This window comes from Streptomyces sp. 6-11-2, assembly GCF_006540305.1.
In the GTDB taxonomy this organism is placed as follows: Bacteria; Actinomycetota; Actinomycetes; order Streptomycetales; family Streptomycetaceae; genus Streptomyces.
This window is the reverse complement of the sequence record NZ_BJOR01000001.1, coordinates 1,813,674-1,830,858: the sequence shown is the minus strand read 5'-3', so window position 1 is coordinate 1,830,858 and position 17,185 is coordinate 1,813,674. Positions and strand designations below refer to the sequence as shown.

The window sequence follows — 17,185 nt, the reverse complement described above, 5'->3', positions numbered from 1 at the left end:
CCCAGCCCGACACCGTTCCTCCACTCACGATCGGAAGCAGGCTTTGATTTCTCATGCCCAGGCCGTGTCCGGCGGCCTCACAACGAGGGAACCGGCCCTCATCACCCGCGCCCAGCAAGGCGATCCCGAGGCGTTCGGCGAGCTGTACCGGATGCACCACGACGTCGTCGCCGCGTTCATCGGCCTCCGCGTCAGATCGAACCCGACGCTCGCCGAGGACCTCACCGCCGATGTCTTCATGAAGGCGTGGGCCAAGATCGGCACCTTCCGGTGGACCGGCACGCCGATCCGTGCCTGGCTGTGCACGATCGCCCGCAACGTGGTCGCGGACCACTTCAAGGTCGCCGCGACACGGCGGCTCACCTTCGTGGACCAGATCACCCACGTGTGGGACGCCTGGGTGACCCCGGTGAGCACCGCCGAGGACACGGTCCTGTCCACCCTTGCCGCTGCCGACCTGCACCACGCCCTGTCCGGGATCACGCCACGTCAACAGGCCGTCATCCGGCTCCGGTTCCTCCGCGAACTGTCCGTCAGCGAGACGGCCCGCACCATGGGCACCACCGACGCCGCCGTCAAGACCCTGCAGTGGCGCGCGCTCGACTCCCTCCGCAGGGCCTATGTGGAGGCGGGAGCATGACGACCACTCCCGACAGCCGTGGCGACGTCGAGATCGAGCGCGAACTGATCGAGCAGCTGGCGCAGTTGGCCCGCAGGTTCATCGCCAGCCTCCAGGCGCAGGGACGCCTGGTGGAAACGGGCGGCGCCGAAGCCCTCAAACGGCTTCAGGACCAGGACGAAGCGCAGCGCGGCCTGCCCGAGACGGACCAGCCGGCCGCCGACGTCACCGAAGCCGTCGCCGGCCCGAAGCCGCCCACCCCGGCACTCCGTGGCGCGATCGCCCCGCCCGGCACCGGCCTTGACGCGCCGCCGGCGTCCGACACCGCGGCGAGTGTGCCGCAGCCGGCCGTCGTGCCCGTCGCAGAGCAGATCCCCGCGATCAGGCCCGCCGCCGCTCGGACCACGAGCACCGAGGAGCAGGGCGCGGCCGACTGGACGCCGGCGCAGGCCCGTACCGCCGCTGTGGCCGCCAAGCTGCGGGCCGAGAACGAAGGCCGGCTCGAGACCACGCACATCACCTGGGACCACGAGCGCGTCGTCATCCACATCCACGCCCTCTCGCTCGACCACTGGGAGTACTGGCTGACCGCCATCGGCGCGGCACTCGACGCTCCCACCCACCGCGCCGGATGGGCCCAGACCGCCGCAGGACGGATCGACGCCGTCGACGTTCACCTCACCGCCTACCAAGTGCCTCACCTCCTCGACGAAGCCGCGGAGGCCGCCGGCGAGCCGTTCTTTCTGGGAGGCCGCGTCTACGACCTCGCCCGCGGCCAGGTCGACCGGCACGGCCAGATGTGGAGCTGCCTCGGCCGGCGCCAGGAGGACGGCATGCCGCTGCTGACCCTCTGCGGCACCAGCGGCCCTCCTTACCCGCTCACCTCGATCGTCACGGCCAACGGCCCTCTCTCCGACGTTGAGACGCAGACCGCCGCAGCCTCGTCCCCGGACGCCGAAGACATCCGGTGAACACCGACCCCGATCACGGTGAGCCGCGTCCAGGGGACTCGCATGGCCGGGACGGGCCGGGACGGGTCGTTCTCAACTCGTGAAGCCGATCCGCGCGAGGCGCAGGGGGCCGCGCAGCCCGAGGCGCAGATCGTGTACGCCGGCGGCGGTGGCCGGGGCGGTGAGGGTGGTGTAGTCGTACGCGTCCGACGTGGGGGTGTCCAGGACGACGGACGCGATCACCGGGCCGCCGTCCAGGGAGAGTTCGACGGTGCCCTCGCCCGCCACCTCGACGCTCACCCGTGTCGCCCCCGTGCCGAAGTCGCAGTGGCGGTAGAGGAGTTCGCCCTGCCTGCCGGGAGCGGGCGTCACCGCGTCGCCCGTCGTCCTCGTCCGGTCGACGATCTCGATGCCCGACTGCTCGTCGAAGCCGGCGGCGTTCAGGCCGTGTTCCAGAACCGGGCGCGGCGTGCCGGGCTCGCCGTCGAGGGTGAGGGTCGTGCGGAGGCGGACGTCCTCGCTGGAGGCGCCGACGAGGAGGTCGTACGGACCTGGCTCCAGACGCCGGCGCCCTTGTGACACGTCCCAGAACTCCATTTGGGATAGGGGGACTTCGAAGGTCAGCTCCATCTCTTCGCCGGGCGCGAGCGTGATGCGGCGGTGGGCGGCCAGCTCCCGGCGCGGGCGCGGGACCGACGGGTCCGCGGCGCGGGTGTAGAGCTGGGCGACCTCGTCCGCGGTGACGCCTCCGTGGTTGGTGACCGCGAAGGACACGCGCACCGTGTCCTGCTCGACCCGGACCGCCAGGTCGCCGTATCCGAACGACGTGTACGACAGCCCGTGTCCGAAGGGGAACAGCGGGGTGCCCTCGAAGTACAGGTACGTCTGGCGGCTGCCGATCACGTCGTAGTCGAGCAGGTCCGGCAGGTCGGAGTCGTCCGCGTACCAGGTCTGCGGGAGCCGGCCGGCGGGGGAGGAGTCACCGGCCAGCACCCGGGCCAGGGCGGTGCCCGCCGCCTGGCCGCCGTGGGCGGTCCACAGCACCGCCCGCAGGGGAGCGGGGTCGACCGCGTACGGGTACGCCGAGACCAGCACCAGCGCCGTGTTCCGGTTCGCGGTGCGGGCCGCGCGCAGCAGCCGCTCCTGGTGCTCCGGCAGCCGCAGGGTCGTACGGTCCTGCGTCTCGCGGCCGTTGATGTGCGGGTCGTTGCCCGCCACCACCAGCACCACGTCGGCCGACCGGGCCGCGCGCGCCACCGCCTCCTCCCCGCGCTCGGACACCACCAGTTCGAAGACCTCCGCGGCCTCCGCGCCGTCCGGCCCGTTCTCCTCGGCGATCCTCACGCCGTCGGCAGTGACACGGACGTGGCGACCGGTCCCGATGTGCCGCAGGAGGTGCCCGCCGCCGTGCGGTTCGAGGCGGAACGTCTCCTGCACCACCCAGCCGCCGGGCTGGTCGGCCGAGGCGCGCACACAGCCGTCGTCGGCCACCGAGAGGTAGTGGCCGTCCGGTGCGCGCAGGGTCAGGACGCCCTCGCCCCAGTCCATCAGGGACAGCACGGTGCCGGTGGCGTCGGTGGTGAGCGGCGGCAGGTCGGTGCGGCCGGCCAGCAGGGCCGGGTCCAGCGCCCCCTCCGCGCCGCGCGCCGGACCCTCGGCCTTCCCGGGCGGCACGTGCAGGAAGCGGCCGTCGGCCGTGCGCAGCCGCACCTGGTCCACCCCCTCCGCGAACTCGACGCGCTCGGCGCCGAACCGCTCGTACAGACCCTCCAGCGGTGTGGACCGGCGCAGCAGCGTTCCGCTGTACCAGTCGAGCTTGCACTCGTCGGCGAGCGGGCCGACCACGGCGACGCGGGTGCCGGCGGCCAGGGGCAGCAGCCCGTCGTTGCTCAGCAGCACGACCGCCTGCTCGGCGGCCTCCAGCGCGAGAGCCCGGTGCTCGGGCGTGTCGAACTCCCCGGCGCCGGCGTGCGGATCGTCCCGCGGGTCGAACTCGCCGAGCCGGAAGCGCACCGAGAGCTGCCGGCGCACGGCCGTGTCGACGTCGGCCTCGGTCAGCAGGCCCTGCTCCAGGGCTCCCCGCACCCGCGCCACGGTCTTCGCCGGATCCGTGCCGTGGTCGGTGAGGCTGTCCACGCCGGCCAGCAGCGCGGCCGCGGCGGCCTCCTCGTGCGTGGCGAAGTAGTGCTCGGAGTCGACCAGGTTGGAGGGCGCGCCCGCGTCCGAGCAGACCAGCAGGTCCTCGTCGGTCCAGGTGCGCAGATGCTCGCGCAGGTACGGCGAGACGTGGTTGGGGCGGCCGTTGACCAGGTTGTAGGCGGGCATCACACCGGCCACCGCGCCGGCCGTCACCGCCTCCCGGAACGCCCGCAGGTCGTACTCGTGCAGGACGCGCGGGCGCACCGAGGAGGACGTGGTGTCCCGGCGGGTCTCGTTGTTGTGCGCCAGCCAGTGCTTGAGGACCGGTGCCGTGCGCCAGTACGTCGGATGACCGCCGCGCAGGCCGCGCGTGTAGGCGACGGCGATCGCCGACGTCAGCTTCGGATCCTCCGAGTAGCCCTCCTCGTTGCGGCCCCACAGCGGGTGGCGCAGCAGATTCACCACCGGGGCCCAGACGTTGAGGCCGACGCGGTCGTCGCGGGCGCGCATCGCCCGGACCTCGCGGGACACCGCCTCGCCGATCCGGCGCACCAGGTCGTCGTTCCAGGTGGCGCCGAGCCCGACGGCCTGCGGGAAGACCGTCGCCGGGCCCATCCACGCCACCCCGTGCAGCGCCTCCTGACCGGTGCGGAACGCGGCGACTCCCAGCCGCGGAACGGCGGGCGCGAACTGGTGCAGGAAGGAGACCTTCTCGTCGAGGGTCAGCCGCGCCAGCAGATCGTCGACGCGCTTCGCGAACGGCAGCCGCGGATCGCGGAACGGAGGCGTGTGAGGCGTTCGTACGGTCACGTGGGGGTCCCCTAGCGCTGGAACGGCAAGCCTCTTTCGAAGCGCTTCGATGCTCAGGCGACTCGGGGGTGGGTGTCAAGACGGTCCGGGGCAACACGTCAGGTTCCCGGCCCGCACCTCAAGGGGCATATGAGACCAGTCCCGTGGGCCCCGCCTCCGAGCAATCTTGGATCCGACCCTTGTGCGCCCTCAGGTGTTCACTTAACCTCGCAGCAACATCGAAGCGCTTCGACTCAGTTCGCCCTCGCCGTACGGTCACTCCTCGTGCGGACACGGCGGACACCCCCAGTACGGACATTCCTCCGAGGACCGCTTCAGCTCAGCCAGTTCCACTCGAGACATCGAGCATCGACAGATCGATACATCGAGACACCGCAGCCGACGGCCCCACCGCCGGGTGTCCTGGTGCGCCACGAAGGGTTGACGCAATGACGCCGAACGCCGCCTCCACCGGCCCCAGCCGGAGAAACCTCCTCGCCTCCACGGCGGTCGCCGCCGTGGCCGTGGCGGGAGGGATGCCGCTGCTCACCGCCTGCGGTGGTGGCGACAGCGGTTCGCGCGGCGGCACCACGTCGGGCAAGGGCGCCAGGAAGCTGCTGCCGGCCTACGTCGCGAACAACGTCGTCCCGCCCGACCTCCCCGCCAAGAACGGCTCCGCCGTCGGCTTCACCCGCCCGCTCGACCTCGCCGGCCTCAAGACCTCCGTGCCGAAGAAGCTCGGCAAGGGCGGCAAGGTCAGCGTCATGTCGCCCTTCTGGGGCTCCCCGCCCAAGCAGGACAACGCGTACTACCGGGCGATGAACGACCTCATCGGCGTCGACGTCGTCTGGCAGAACCAGGACGGCAACACCTACGACCAGAAGCTCGGAGCGGTCCTCGCCTCCAGCAGCATCCCGGACGTCGTGGTGGTCCCCGGCTGGAACATGGGCGGCAAGATACCCAGCGCCATCACCAGCAAGTTCGCCGACCTCGGCCCCTACCTGTCCGGGGACAAGGTCAAGGAGTACCCGAACCTCGCGGCGATCCCGTCGGACGCCTGGCAGCGCTCCATCTTCGGCGGCAGTCTCCGCGGCCTGCCGATGCCCGCCTCCTACGTCACGAACATCGTGCCCCTCTACCGCCGGGACCTCTTCGACAAGGAGGGGTACGAGGTCCCCCGCTCGGCGGCCGAGTTCCTGGCGCTGGCCAAGGAGATCACCAACGCCCGGGCCAAGCGGTGGGCCTGCGGCGACATGAAGTGGACGGCGTTCAACGCCTTCGGTGTGCTCTCCGGCGGCGAGAAGCCCCTCGGCTGGGACCTCGTCGACGGCAAGCTGGTCAACCGCGTCGAGACCCAGGAGTACCTGGAGGCACTGGAGTGGACCCGCAAGCTGTTCGCCGCCGGATACGTCCACCCCGACTTCGAGCTGGGCAAGAGCGCCTCCACCGACCCGGGACCCAAGTTCGCCGCCGGCGAGTTCCTGATCTACAACAACGACATCTCGCAGTGGTACGGCCGGGCCGCCGAACAGGCCACCCAGAACCCGGACTTCAAGGTCTCGGGCATGGACGTCTTCGGCCACGACGGCGGCCACCCCACCCTGTGGGCCACCCAGCCCGCCAACATCTTCGCCTTCGTCAGCAAGAAGGCCTCCGAGTCGGTCGTCCGTGACGTGCTGGCCGTCGCCAACGTCACCGCCGCCCCGTACGGCACCAAGGAGTACATGCTCACCAACTACGGCGTCGAGGGCACGCACTACACCCTGAAGGACGGCGTGCCCGTCAAGAACGACAAGGGCAACAACGAGGTCATGAACGCCTACGTCATGGTCGCGAGCCCCGCCCCGACCCTCGCCCACCCCGACCTCCCCGACATCACCAGGGCGCAGGTCGAGTGGCAGCAGCGGATGGGCGCCTTCACCAGGAAGTCCGCCTTCTACGGCATGCAGATCACCGAACCCTCCCGCTGGACCAACCTGTCCAACGACTTCGAACAGCTGGAGGACGACATCGTCCGCGGCCACAAGAAGATCGCCGACATGCAGCAGGCCGTCTCCGACTGGAAGAGCAAGGGCGGCGACAGGCTGCGCGACTGGTACAGGAAGATCCTCGACGAGAACGGTTCGGCGGCAGGCTGACCCGGGCGCTGAGGCAAGGAGACCGGCCGTGTCCCACAGCACGGTGCCCCGGAGCAGGGCCGAGGCCGACCCGACGGCGAGGACAGCGGGGGCGTCCGGCGGCGCCACCGGAACCCGGGACGATCCGCACCCGGGGAGGCTGAGCCTGCGCGTCAGGTTCAGACGCGACCGCGTGGTGCTCCTGATGACACTCCCGGCCGTCGTCCTCGTCCTGCTGTTCAACTACATACCGATCCTCGGCAACGTCGTCGCCTTCCAGGACTACGACCCCTACATCAGCGACAACGGCGTCGTCTCCATCCTGCACAGCCCCTGGGTGGGCCTGGAGAACTTCCAGGCGATCTTCGCGGACTCGGCCTTCTGGAACGCGGTACGGAACACCCTGGTGCTGTTCTTCCTCCAGCTCGTGCTGTACTTCCCCATCCCGATCCTGCTCGCGCTGCTCATCAACAGCGTGGTCAGACCCCGGGTGCGGGCGGTCGCGCAGGCCGTGCTGTACCTGCCGCACTTCTTCTCCTGGGTGCTGGTCGTCGCCGTCTTCCAGCAACTGCTCGGCGGCGCCGGACTGCTCTCCCAGCTGCTGCGGCAGCACGGCTACGACGGCCTCGACATCATGACCGACCCCAGCACCTTCAAGTTCCTCATCACCGCGCAGAGCGTGTGGAAGGACGCCGGCTGGGGGATCATCGTCTTCCTCGCCGCGCTCGCCTCGGTGAGCCCGGACCTGTACGAGGCCGCGGCGATGGACGGCGCCGGACGGTGGCGCCGCATCTGGCACGTCACGCTGCCCGCGCTGCGCCCGGTGATCGCGCTGCTGCTCGTGCTGCGCGTCGGCGACGCCCTCACCGTCGGCTTCGAGCAGATCCTGCTGCAACGCGACGCCGTCGGCCCCGGCGCCGCGGAGGTCCTGGACACCTTCGTGTGGTGGAACGGCGTGCGCAACCAGGACTTCGGCTACGCGGCCGCCGCCGGCCTGATCAAGGGCGTGGTCAGCCTCGGACTGGTCCTCGCCGCGAACAAGGTGGCCCATCTCATGGGCGAGCAGGGGGTGTACCGGAAGTGACCGCCGTGATCGGCAAGCCCGTACGCGAAGGCCGCCGGTGGGCCGCCCCGGCCCGGCCGGTGTGGGAGGAGAAGCCCACCGGGGCCGGTCTCGCGGGCAAGGGACTGGTCCTGACCCTGGCCTGCCTGGCGATCCTCTTCCCGCTGTGGATCGTCGTCGTCACCAGCCTCTCCTCGCGCAGGACCATCGACGAGGCCGGAGGTCTCGTCATGGTGCCCAAGGGCGTCACCTTCGTCGCCTACCGGGAACTGCTCGGCGGCGGCCAGGTCACCCGCGCCGCGGTCGTCAGCATCCTGGTCACCCTGGTCGGCACGCTGTTCTCGATGACCGTGTCCGTGCTGTGCGCCTACGGCCTGTCCCGCACCGGCTCGCTGGGCCACCGCTGGATCCTGATGACGCTGCTGGCGACGATGTTCTTCAGCGCCGGTCTCATCCCGACCTACCTGCTGGTGCAGACCCTCGGTCTGACCGACACCTACCTCGCGCTGATCCTGCCCAGCGCGGTGAGCGTGTTCAACATCCTCGTGCTGCGCGGCTTCTTCATGAACATCTCGCCGGAACTCGTCGACAGCGCCCGCATCGACGGCGCCGGCGACCTGCGCATCCTGTGGCAGATCGTGATGCCGCTGTCCCGCGCGGTGCTCGCCGTGATCACGCTGTTCTACGCGGTCGGCTACTGGAGCGCGTGGTTCAACGCGTCCCTGTACCTCAACGACCAGAGCATGCTGCCGCTCCAGAACGTCATGATCCAGCTCGTCCAGAAGCAGCAGGCCCCGGTGGGCCTCGCCCAGTCCATCAAGACCGGTCAACTGTCCGGACTGGCCGTGCAGATGGCGGTCATGGTGATGGCACTGCTGCCGGTGGCCGTGCTGTCGCCGTTCGTCCAGAAGCACTTCAGGAAGGGGATGCTCACGGGGGCCGTCAAGGGATAGGCGGCTTCTGCGCGGGGCCCTTCTTCCAAGGTGAGGACACTGTCATGCAGATGACCAACGGCCGGATTTTCTTCGGCGGCGACTACAACCCCGAGCAGTGGCCCGAGGAGACCTGGCACGAGGACGTCCGGCTGATGAAGGACGCCGGGGTCAACTCCGTCACCCTCGGCGTGTTCTCCTGGTCGAAGCTCGAACCGCACCCCGGCGCACGGGAGTTCGGCTGGCTCGACACGGTGATGGACCTCATGGAGGCGAACGGCGTCGGCGTCGTCCTCGCCACCCCCACCTCCTCGCCCCCGCCCTGGATGGGCCGCCTGCACCCCGACACCCTGCCCCGTGACGAGGACGGCCGCACCGAGTGGTGGGGCGGCCGGCAGCACTTCTCGCACTCCAGCGCCACCTACCGCCGCTACGCCGCCGCCATCACCGAGGACCTGGCCGCCCGCTACGCCGGCCACCCCGCCCTCACGATGTGGCACATCAACAACGAGTACTGCACCCACGACCACGGCGGCGAGGCCGCCGCCGCCTTCCGCCGCTGGCTGCGCACGAAGTACCGCACCCTCGACGCCCTGAACACCGCCTGGGGAACGGCGTTCTGGAGCCAGGGCTACGACAGCTGGGACGGCATCCTGCCCCTGCGCCGCGCCCACTACCTGAAGAACCCCGCCCAGGTCCTGGACTTCCGCCGCTTCACCTCCGACATGCTCCTGGAGTGCTACTGCGCCGAACGCGACATCGTCCGCCGGCACACCCCGCACCTTCCGGTCACCACCAACTTCATGCCGCTGTGGTCCGGTCAGGACGGCTGGCGCTGGGCCGCCGAGGAGGACGTCGTCTCCGTCGACCTCTACCCCGACCCGCGCGACCCTCTCGGCGCCCAGTACGGCGCGCTCGTCCAGGACCTCACCCGCTCCCAGGCCCGCGGCCCCTGGATGCTCATGGAACAGGCGGCCGGCCCGGTCAACTGGCGTGCCGTCAACCATCCCAAGCCGCCCGGGCTCAACCGCCTGTGGTCCCTTCAGGCGGTGGCCCACGGAGCCGACGCCGTCTGCTACTTCCAGTGGCGTCAGTCCCGGCAGGGCGCGGAGAAGTTCCACTCCGCGATGGTCGGCCACGCCGGCGAGCAGGGCCGTACGTTCCAGGAGGTCAAGCGGATCGGCGCCGAACTGCGGCGGATCGGCGCCGAGGTGTCCGGCACCCACGGCACCCGCGACATCGCGATCCTCCACGACTGGCACTCCTGGTGGGCATGCGACCAGGACGGCCGCCCGTCCGCGCACGTCGAGTACCCCGAGGTCCTGCGCGCCTGGCACCGCGCCCTGTGGGAAGCCCGCCTCGCCACCGACTTCGCCCACCCCGAGCACGACCTCACCGCCCACCGGCTCGTCGTCGTCCCCCAGCTCTACCTGCTCACCGACGCCGCGATCGACAACCTGCTGGCGTACGTCGCCGGCGGCGGCACCCTCGTGTGCGGTTTCCTCACCGGGGTGGCCGACGAGGACGACCGCATCCGCCCCGGCGGCATGGATCCGCGGCTGCGCGAACTGTTCGGCATCCGCACGCTGCACGAGTGGTGGCCGCTGGACGCGGGGGAGAGCGTCGCGTGCGCGGGCGGACTGCGCGGGACGCTGTGGTCGGAGGAGATCGAGGCCGACGGCACCGCCGACGAGACGGTCCCGTACCAGGGCGGCGAGCTCGACGGGCTGCCCGCCGTGTTGCGCCGGGGCCGCGCCTGGTACGTCTCGACCCTCCCGGAGCCCGAGGCGCTGCGCGCCCTGCTCATCCGTGTCGCCGCCGGTGCGGGCGTCCGCCCGGTGCTGGACGGGCTGCCCGCCGGGGTCGAGGCCGTCCGGCGCGGGGAGCTGCTGTTCCTGCTCAACCACGGGCGTGAGCCGGTGACCGTCGACGTGCCGGGCACCCACCACGACCTGCTCACCGGGGCGGCCGTGACCGGTCGTACGACGCTCGGACGGTACGGAGCGGCGGTGCTGAAACCGTGACCGGCGGACTTCACCTCGGAACCTGGGAACCTCTCCCGGCCGCCCGCTGGGAGGACGCCTTCCTCAGCGGCAACGGCCACCACGGCGCCCTGGTGTTCGGCGATCCGGACGACGACCGCGTGATCGTCACCCATCACACCCTCGTCCGCCCCAACGGCGGCGAGCACGCCAGGCCGCCGCTCCTCGCCGATGAACTGCCCGCTCTCCAGGACCGGTTGCTCGCCGGTGATCGCACCGCCGCCGAGTCCTTCACCGACGGCCGGCCGTTGCAGTGGGTGCAGCCCTTCCACCCGGCCTTCCGGATCCGGCTGAGCCGCCCGCCCCGCGCCCCGCAGGTCCCCCGAGTTCACGACTCCGTTCGAACAAGAGGGACCCCCTTCCGCCGCTCGGTCGACTTCACCAGCGGCGAGGTGACGGCGGTGTGCGGGGACCGGATCAGCCGCGTCTTCGTCTCCCGCGCCGACGACGTGATCGTCCAGCACGTCACCGCGCCCGGTCCCACGCTCGACGTCCGCCTGGACCACCGGCTTCCCGGTGTGCCGCCCGGCCTCGGCGTCGGCCACGGGGCGCGGCTCACCGCCGAGGGCGCCGTGCTGAGCCTGCACGCCCGCTACCCCGGCAGCGACCGCGCCTACACCGGCGTGCTGCTGATCGCCGTCACCGGTGGCACCACGGCGCTCGCCCCGTCCGGAGCGCGCGTCACCGGCGCGGACTCGGTGCTGCTGCTCACCCGGGTGCGCCGGTGCACCGGTGCACCGGCCGTGACCGGGGAAGCGGCGGCCCTGCTCGACCTGCTGACCGGGCGGACGTACGACGACCTCCTCGACCGCCATCTGCCCGCGCACCGCACCGCCTACCACCGAGTCACCCTCGACCTGCGCGGCGAAGCCGCCGAACGTGCCCTGTCTGGTTCGGAGTTGCTCAAGCGGCCGGGGAGCGCGGCCCTGGCGGAGCGGCTGTTCGCGGCGGGCCGCTACCATCTGCTCTCCGCCAGCGGCCTGCTCCCGCCCCGGCTCACCGGACTGTGGACCGGCGACTGGGACACGGCCTGGTCCGGCGCGTTCACCACGGACGCCAACCTCAACCTCCAGACCGCCTCCGCCGCCGCGGCCGGCCTCCCCGAGGTCGGCGAGGCCCTGGCCCGGCTCGTCGAGGCACAACTCCCCGACTGGCGGGACAACGCCCGCGCGATCTTCGGCACCCGAGGGGCCGTCGCGCCCGCGCACACCGACGGCGAGTCCGGCCACGCGTACCACTTCAGCCGTGAGTACCCGCTGCACCTGTGGACCGCCGGCGCCGACTGGCTGCTCAAGCCGCTCGTCGACCTCGACGAGACACGCGGCGCCCAGGACCCGCGCACCGCCGCCGCGCTCGCCGAAGCCGCCCGGTTCTACGAGGACTTCCTCACCCGCACCGACGAACACGGCCACCTCGTGGTCGTCCCCTCCTACTCGCCCGAGAACCGTCCCGCCAACGCCAGCTGGGGCACGCTCAACGCGGCCATGGACCTCTCCGCCGCCCGGCACGCCCTGCGGACGGCCGCCGCCTACCACCCCGGCACCCCCGACGCCGACCGGTGGCAGGTCCTCGCCGACCGCCTCCCACCGCACCGGATCAACGCCGACGGCGCCCTCGCCGAATGGGCGTGGCCCGGCCTGGCGGACGCCTACGACCACCGCCACCTCAGTCACCTCTACGCCGTCTGGCCGCTGGACGAGATCGACCCCCACGACACCCCGGACCTGGCCGCCGCCGCCCACCGCGCCCTCGCACTGCGCGGCACGGAGAACGACTCGGCCCACGGCCACCTCCACCACGCCCTGATCGCGGCCCGCCTCGGCGACGGCGACCGCGTCGCCCGCGCCCTCCGGTACGTGCTGGAGGGCGACTACTTCCACGCCTCCCTGATGAGCGCCCACTACCCGGACCGGAACGTCTACAACGCCGACGCCGCCCACACCCTGCCCGCCGTACTGATCGAGACGCTGGTGCGGTCCACCCCGGACCGGCTCGTCCTGCTGCCCGCGCTCCCGCCGGCGTACCCGGAGGGCGAACTGCGCGGGATCCGCACCCGGTTCGGGGCCGAAGTCGACCTGGCCTGGAGCCCAGACGCGGCCACGGCGCTGCTGCGCCCCACCCGCACCCTCCGCATCGACCTGAGGACTCCCTCCGGCGCACGACCGCTCGACCTGGTCGCCGGAGAGGCCCGCGCCCTCGACCTGAGGACGTGGTGACCCCCCGCAACTCCCCCCACCCATGGAAGGGACACCACCATGGCAACACGCACCCGGAGCAGGCTCTCCACGGCGCTGCTCGCGCCCGCCCTCGCCCTCGGCGCCACCGTCGGCCTCGCCTCCGCCCCCGCCCAGGCCGCCGTCTGGAACTCCTGCGACCAGTGGGGCAACACCACACTGAACGGCTACACGCTGTACAACAACATCTGGGGCTCCGGCACCGGCAGCCAGTGCATCTGGGCCAACTCCGGCACCAACTGGGGCGTATGGGCGAACCACCCCAACACGGGCGGCATCAAGTCCTACCCGAACGCCAAGAAGGTGGTCAACAAGTCGGTCACCTCCCTCGCCTCGCTCACCAGCAGCTACAACGTCACCGTTCCGTCCTCCGGCGCGTACAACACCTCGTACGACATCTGGGACACCGGCTACAAGTACGAGGTCATGCTCTGGGTCAACAAGACCGGGGCCGTCGGCCCGCTCGGCAGTTCCCAGGGCAACGTCACCCTCGGCGGCTCGACCTGGACCGTCTACAAGGGCAACAACGGCTCGAACGACGTGTTCTCGTTCATCCGCAGCTCCAACTCCAGTTCCGGCACGGTGAACATCCTGCCCATCCTGAAGTGGATCAAGGACACCAAGGGCTGGTTCGGCAACGTGACCATCGGGGACGTGCAGTTCGGCTACGAGATCACGTCGTCGTCCGGCGGACTGGACTTCACCACCAACAGCCTCACGGTCAGCAGCAGCTGACCCGGGGGCCATGAGTGTGCGGCCGGTCCCGCATAGGGGAGGGACCGGCCGCACGTCCGCGTCCGGGCCGCGCTACCCGGCGACCGGCAGCTCGGCCCCGTCCCGCAGGAACAGCGGGATCCGGTCCAGGGGAGCGTCGACCGTCACGGCAGTACCGCCCGCGTACTCCCGGCCGGTCCACGCGTCGGTCCACCGCGCGCCCGCCGGGAGGTACGCGGTGCGGGCCGTGGCCCCGGCCGTCAGCACCGGGGCGACCAGCAGATCCCGGCCGAGGAGGTAGGAGTCGTCCGCCGTCCACGCCGTCTGGTCCGCGGGGAACTCCAGGAACAGCGGCCGCATCACCGGCAGCCCCTCCTCGTGGGCCTCCCGCATGACCTCCAGCACGTACGGCTTCAGGCGCTCGCGCAGCCGCAGGTACTTCTCCAGGACGGGGTACGCCCGCTCGCCGTACGACCAGACCTCGTTGGGACCGCCGGTCATCTCCGGGCCGAGCGGCATGCCCGGGTCACGGAAGCCGTGCAGCCGCATCAGCGGGGACAGCGCGCCGAACTGGAACCAGCGCACCAGCAGCTCCTGGTAGGCGGGGTCGTCCGGGTCGCCGCCGTGGAAGCCGCCGATGTCGGTGTTCCACCAGGGGATCCCGGACAGCGCGGTGTTCAGGCCGGCCGCGATCTGGCGGCGCAGGGTCGCGAAGTCGGTGCCGATGTCACCGGACCACAGGGCGGCTCCGTGCCGCTGACTGCCCGCCCACGCCGAGCGGTTGAGGGTGATCACCTCGTCCACGCCGGCGGCGCGAAGGCCCTCCTCGAAGGCGCGGGAGTTCTCCGCCGGGTAGAGGTTGCCGACCTCCAGGCCGGGGCCCGCCCAGTAGCGCAGGTTCTCGGCGAAGCCCGGCTTCAGCTCCGGCTCGCAGGCGTCCAGCCAGAACGCCGTGATGCCGTACGGGTCCAGGTAGTTCTCCTTGATCCTGGACCACACGAACGCGCGCGCCTCGGGGTTGGTGGCGTCGTAGAAGGCCACCTGGACGGTCGAGGCGACCTGCTTGTCCGGCCAGTCGGCGTGCGCCATCGGACCGTACTGCGTGCCGATGAAGTAGCCGCGCTGCTCCATCACCGGGTGGTTCTCGCTCAGCGGGGACACCGACGGCCAGACGGACACCACCAGCTTGATGCCGAGGTCCGCCAGCTCGCGCACCATCGCCGCCGGGTCCGGCCACTCCTCGGGGTCGAACTTCCACTCGCCCAGGTGGGTCCAGTGGAAGAAGTCGCAGACGATCGCGTCGATGGGCAGGTTCCGCCGTTTGTACTCCCGGGCCACTTCGAGGAGTTCGTCCTGGGTGCGGTAGCGCAGCTTGCACTGCCAGAAGCCGGCCGCCCACTCGGGCAGCATGGGCGTACGGCCGGTCACCGCGCTGTAGCGGCGCTGGGCATCGGCCGGGGACCCCGCGGTGATCCAGTAGTCGATCTGGCGGGCGGAGTCCGCCACCCAACGGGTGCCGTTCCCGGCCAGCTCCACGCGGCCGATGGCCGGGTTGTTCCACAGCAGGGTGTAGCCGCGGCTGGAGGTGAGCACGGGGATGGACACCTCGGCGTTGCGCTGGACCAGGTCGACGACCAGGCCCTTCTGGTCCAGCCGGCCGTGCTGGTGCTGGCCGAGGCCGTACAGCCTCTCGTCGTCGTAGGCGCAGAAGCGCTGCTCCAGGCGGTGGTGGCCGTTGCCGACGGCGGTGTAGAGGCGGGGGCCGGGCCACCAGAAGTGGGCGCGCTCCTCCGCCAGCAGTTCCGTGAGGTCGTCCGTGCGCAGGAAGCGGATCAGGCCCGCGGCGTCGACGTCGACCGTGAGCGCGCCGACGGTCAGGCGCCCCCGGCCGTCCTCGATCTTGACGGTGCTCTCGGTGGCCGGCGCGTGGGCGAGGAGGGCTCCGGGCAGGTCGTCCAGGAGCGGGCCCCCGAGCCGGGCGCGCACCCGGACCGCGTCCGGCCCCCACGGCTCGATGCGTACGGTCTCCTGGCGGCCGCTCCACTCCAGCACGCCGTCCCGGTCGCGGGACATGCCGACCGTGGGGGAGGACTGGGCGAGGCTGACCGGGCCGTGCGGGGGCTGGGTCTCGGCATGCTGGTTCACGAGTGCTCCTTGAAGGAGTGCGGACGGAGAGTCCTGCGAGAAGGCGTGAGAAGGCATGGCGCCGCCCCGAGCGGGCCGGGCCCGGGACGGAGCGGACCGGTTTCAGGAGCCGGAGCGGACCGGCCCGGAACTCGCCCGGACCGTCAACTCGGGCGCGATCAGCACCACTTCGTCCGCGCCGTGCCCGTCGAGCTTGGCCACCAGGCGCGCGACCGCGTGCCGGCCCATCTCCTGGGCGGGGATGCCCACCGAGGTCAGGCGCACCGAGGCCTGGACGGCGACCTGGTCCGGGCAGATCGCGACCACCGACACGTCCTCGGGGACCGCGCGGCCCTGCTGGCGCAGCAGGGCGAGCAGGGGTTCGACGGCGGACTCGTTCTGCACGACGAAGCCGGTGGTGCCCGGACGCTCGTCGAGGATCCGGGCCAGGGTCACCGCCATCGCGTCGTACCCGCCCTCGCACGGGCGGTGCAGCAGGCCCAGGCCCAGCTCGCGGGCCCGGGAGCGCAGACCGTCGAGGGTGCGTTCGGCGAAGCCGGTGTGCCGTTCGTAGACCGCGGGAGCCTCGCCGATGACGGCGATGTCATGGTGCCCGAGCAGCGCCAGATGCTCCACGCACAGCGCGCCCGTCGCACCCCAGTCCAGGTCCACGCAGGTCAGGCCGCTGGTGTCGGCGGGCAGCCCGATCAGGACCGACGGCTGGTCGGTCCCGCGCAGCAGCGGCAGCCGTTCGTCGTCCAGCTCGACGTCCATCAGGATCATGGCGTCGGCGAGCCCGCTGCCGGTGACCCGGCGCACCGCGTCGGGGCCCTCCTCACCGGTGAGCAGCAGCACGTCGTAGCCGTACGTGCGGGCGGTGGTCGCCACGGCGATGGCGATCTCCATCATCACCGGCACGTACATGTCGGTACGCAGCGGGATCATCAGGGCGATGATGTTGGACCTGCTGCTCGCCAGGGCGCGGGCGCCCGCGTTCGGGTGGTAGCCGAGCTGCCGGATGCTCTCCTCGACCCGCTGCCGGGTACTCGCGGAGATGGACCGCTTGCCGCTGAGGACGTAGCTCACCGTGCTCGCCGAGACTCCGGCGTGCTGGGCGACCTCGGCGAGGGTGACCATCCAGCTCTCCAAGTGTTGTGAAGCGCTTCGACAGTGCGCGGTGCTGACATCGGGGTGTGAGAGTGGTTTGACAGTAACCCCGGCGGAGGTAGGTGTCCATAGCCTGTCGAAGCGCTTCGATTGTTTTCTTCCTCTGGCACGGAGCGGGGCCATCCGAACGGAGTACAGGAGTGGTCGTCACGCCCCGCACACACGATGCTGGGGTGGCATCACACCGAGACAGACGGTGCACTGTGAACGTCCGTGCGCGTGGGGTGGTGGATCCGCCCGGTATCGGGTACATACGATCCAGTAGCACCGGTCGGTAACGTACCGCCCCCACATC

The 17,185-nt window shown here is 71.3% G+C and carries 11 protein-coding genes; 8 read left to right on the top strand and 3 right to left on the bottom strand.

The window, feature by feature from the left end; translation table 11 throughout:
* Positions 1-64: 64 nt before the first annotated feature.
* Positions 65-640 (top strand): sigma-70 family RNA polymerase sigma factor, encoded by a 576-nt coding sequence (locus tag TNCT6_RS07470; RefSeq protein WP_253266048.1) that lies wholly within the window; start codon positions 65-67, stop codon positions 638-640.
* A complete protein-coding gene (locus tag TNCT6_RS07465) occupies positions 637-1,590 on the top strand; it encodes a BN159_2729 family protein (protein WP_141357832.1) in 954 nt (317 codons plus the stop codon). Before TNCT6_RS07470 ends, TNCT6_RS07465 begins: the two co-directional genes overlap by 4 nt.
* A gap of 72 nt (positions 1,591-1,662) precedes the next feature.
* Here TNCT6_RS07465 and TNCT6_RS07460 read toward each other — a convergent pair whose 3' ends face one another.
* Entirely contained in the window at positions 1,663-4,518 is a 2,856-nt protein-coding gene (locus TNCT6_RS07460; RefSeq protein ID WP_141357830.1) for a glycoside hydrolase family 3 C-terminal domain-containing protein, read from the bottom strand.
* Between the two features lie 428 nt (positions 4,519-4,946).
* Between TNCT6_RS07460 and TNCT6_RS07455 the strand changes: the two genes are divergently transcribed.
* The 6 genes from TNCT6_RS07455 to TNCT6_RS07430 are packed head-to-tail and all read left to right on the top strand — an operon-like array spanning position 4,947 to position 13,620.
* Positions 4,947-6,635, top strand: a complete 1,689-nt coding sequence (locus TNCT6_RS07455) for an extracellular solute-binding protein (RefSeq protein WP_141357828.1) — start codon at positions 4,947-4,949, stop codon at positions 6,633-6,635.
* A gap of 28 nt (positions 6,636-6,663) precedes the next feature.
* Positions 6,664-7,698 (top strand): sugar ABC transporter permease, encoded by a 1,035-nt coding sequence (locus TNCT6_RS07450; protein ID WP_141357826.1) that lies wholly within the window; start codon positions 6,664-6,666, stop codon positions 7,696-7,698.
* Positions 7,695-8,630: a carbohydrate ABC transporter permease gene (locus tag TNCT6_RS07445; RefSeq protein WP_141357823.1), complete on the top strand. Its 936-nt coding sequence runs from the start codon at positions 7,695-7,697 to the stop codon at positions 8,628-8,630. Before TNCT6_RS07450 ends, TNCT6_RS07445 begins: the two co-directional genes overlap by 4 nt.
* 44 nt (positions 8,631-8,674) lie before the next feature.
* Positions 8,675-10,633 carry a beta-galactosidase gene (locus TNCT6_RS07440; protein WP_141357821.1) on the top strand — a complete coding sequence of 653 codons (1,959 nt, stop codon included), beginning with the start codon at positions 8,675-8,677 and terminating at the stop codon, positions 10,631-10,633.
* Positions 10,630-12,867 carry a glycoside hydrolase N-terminal domain-containing protein gene (locus TNCT6_RS07435; protein ID WP_141357819.1) on the top strand — a complete coding sequence of 746 codons (2,238 nt, stop codon included), beginning with the start codon at positions 10,630-10,632 and terminating at the stop codon, positions 12,865-12,867. Before TNCT6_RS07440 ends, TNCT6_RS07435 begins: the two co-directional genes overlap by 4 nt.
* 39 nt (positions 12,868-12,906) lie before the next feature.
* The gene (locus TNCT6_RS07430) at positions 12,907-13,620 is read left to right on the top strand and encodes a hypothetical protein (RefSeq protein ID WP_141357817.1); all 714 of its coding nucleotides are present in this window, start codon (positions 12,907-12,909) and stop codon (positions 13,618-13,620) included.
* Positions 13,621-13,692: 72 nt separating this feature from the next.
* Here TNCT6_RS07430 and TNCT6_RS07425 read toward each other — a convergent pair whose 3' ends face one another.
* Both TNCT6_RS07425 and TNCT6_RS07420 read right to left on the bottom strand, forming a co-directional pair.
* A complete protein-coding gene (locus TNCT6_RS07425; RefSeq protein ID WP_141357815.1) occupies positions 13,693-15,744 on the bottom strand; it encodes a TIM-barrel domain-containing protein in 2,052 nt (683 codons plus the stop codon).
* A gap of 102 nt (positions 15,745-15,846) precedes the next feature.
* Entirely contained in the window at positions 15,847-16,860 is a 1,014-nt protein-coding gene (locus tag TNCT6_RS07420) for a LacI family DNA-binding transcriptional regulator (RefSeq protein WP_141357813.1), read from the bottom strand.
* Positions 16,861-17,185: the final 325 nt, after the last annotated feature.

What these genes read in the sequence shown, in the direction of transcription:
- TNCT6_RS07465 (WP_141357832.1), top strand. Translation starts at nt 637, where the DNA reads ATGACGACCACTCCCGACAGCCGTGGCGACGTCGAGATCGAGCGCGAA.
- TNCT6_RS07455 (WP_141357828.1), top strand. Translation starts at nt 4,947, where the DNA reads ATGACGCCGAACGCCGCCTCCACCGGCCCCAGCCGGAGAAACCTCCTC.
- TNCT6_RS07440 (WP_141357821.1), top strand. Translation starts at nt 8,675, where the DNA reads ATGCAGATGACCAACGGCCGGATTTTCTTCGGCGGCGACTACAACCCC.
- TNCT6_RS07430 (WP_141357817.1), top strand. Translation starts at nt 12,907, where the DNA reads ATGGCAACACGCACCCGGAGCAGGCTCTCCACGGCGCTGCTCGCGCCC.
- TNCT6_RS07420 (WP_141357813.1), bottom strand. Translation starts at nt 16,860, where the DNA reads ATGGTCACCCTCGCCGAGGTCGCCCAGCACGCCGGAGTCTCGGCGAGC.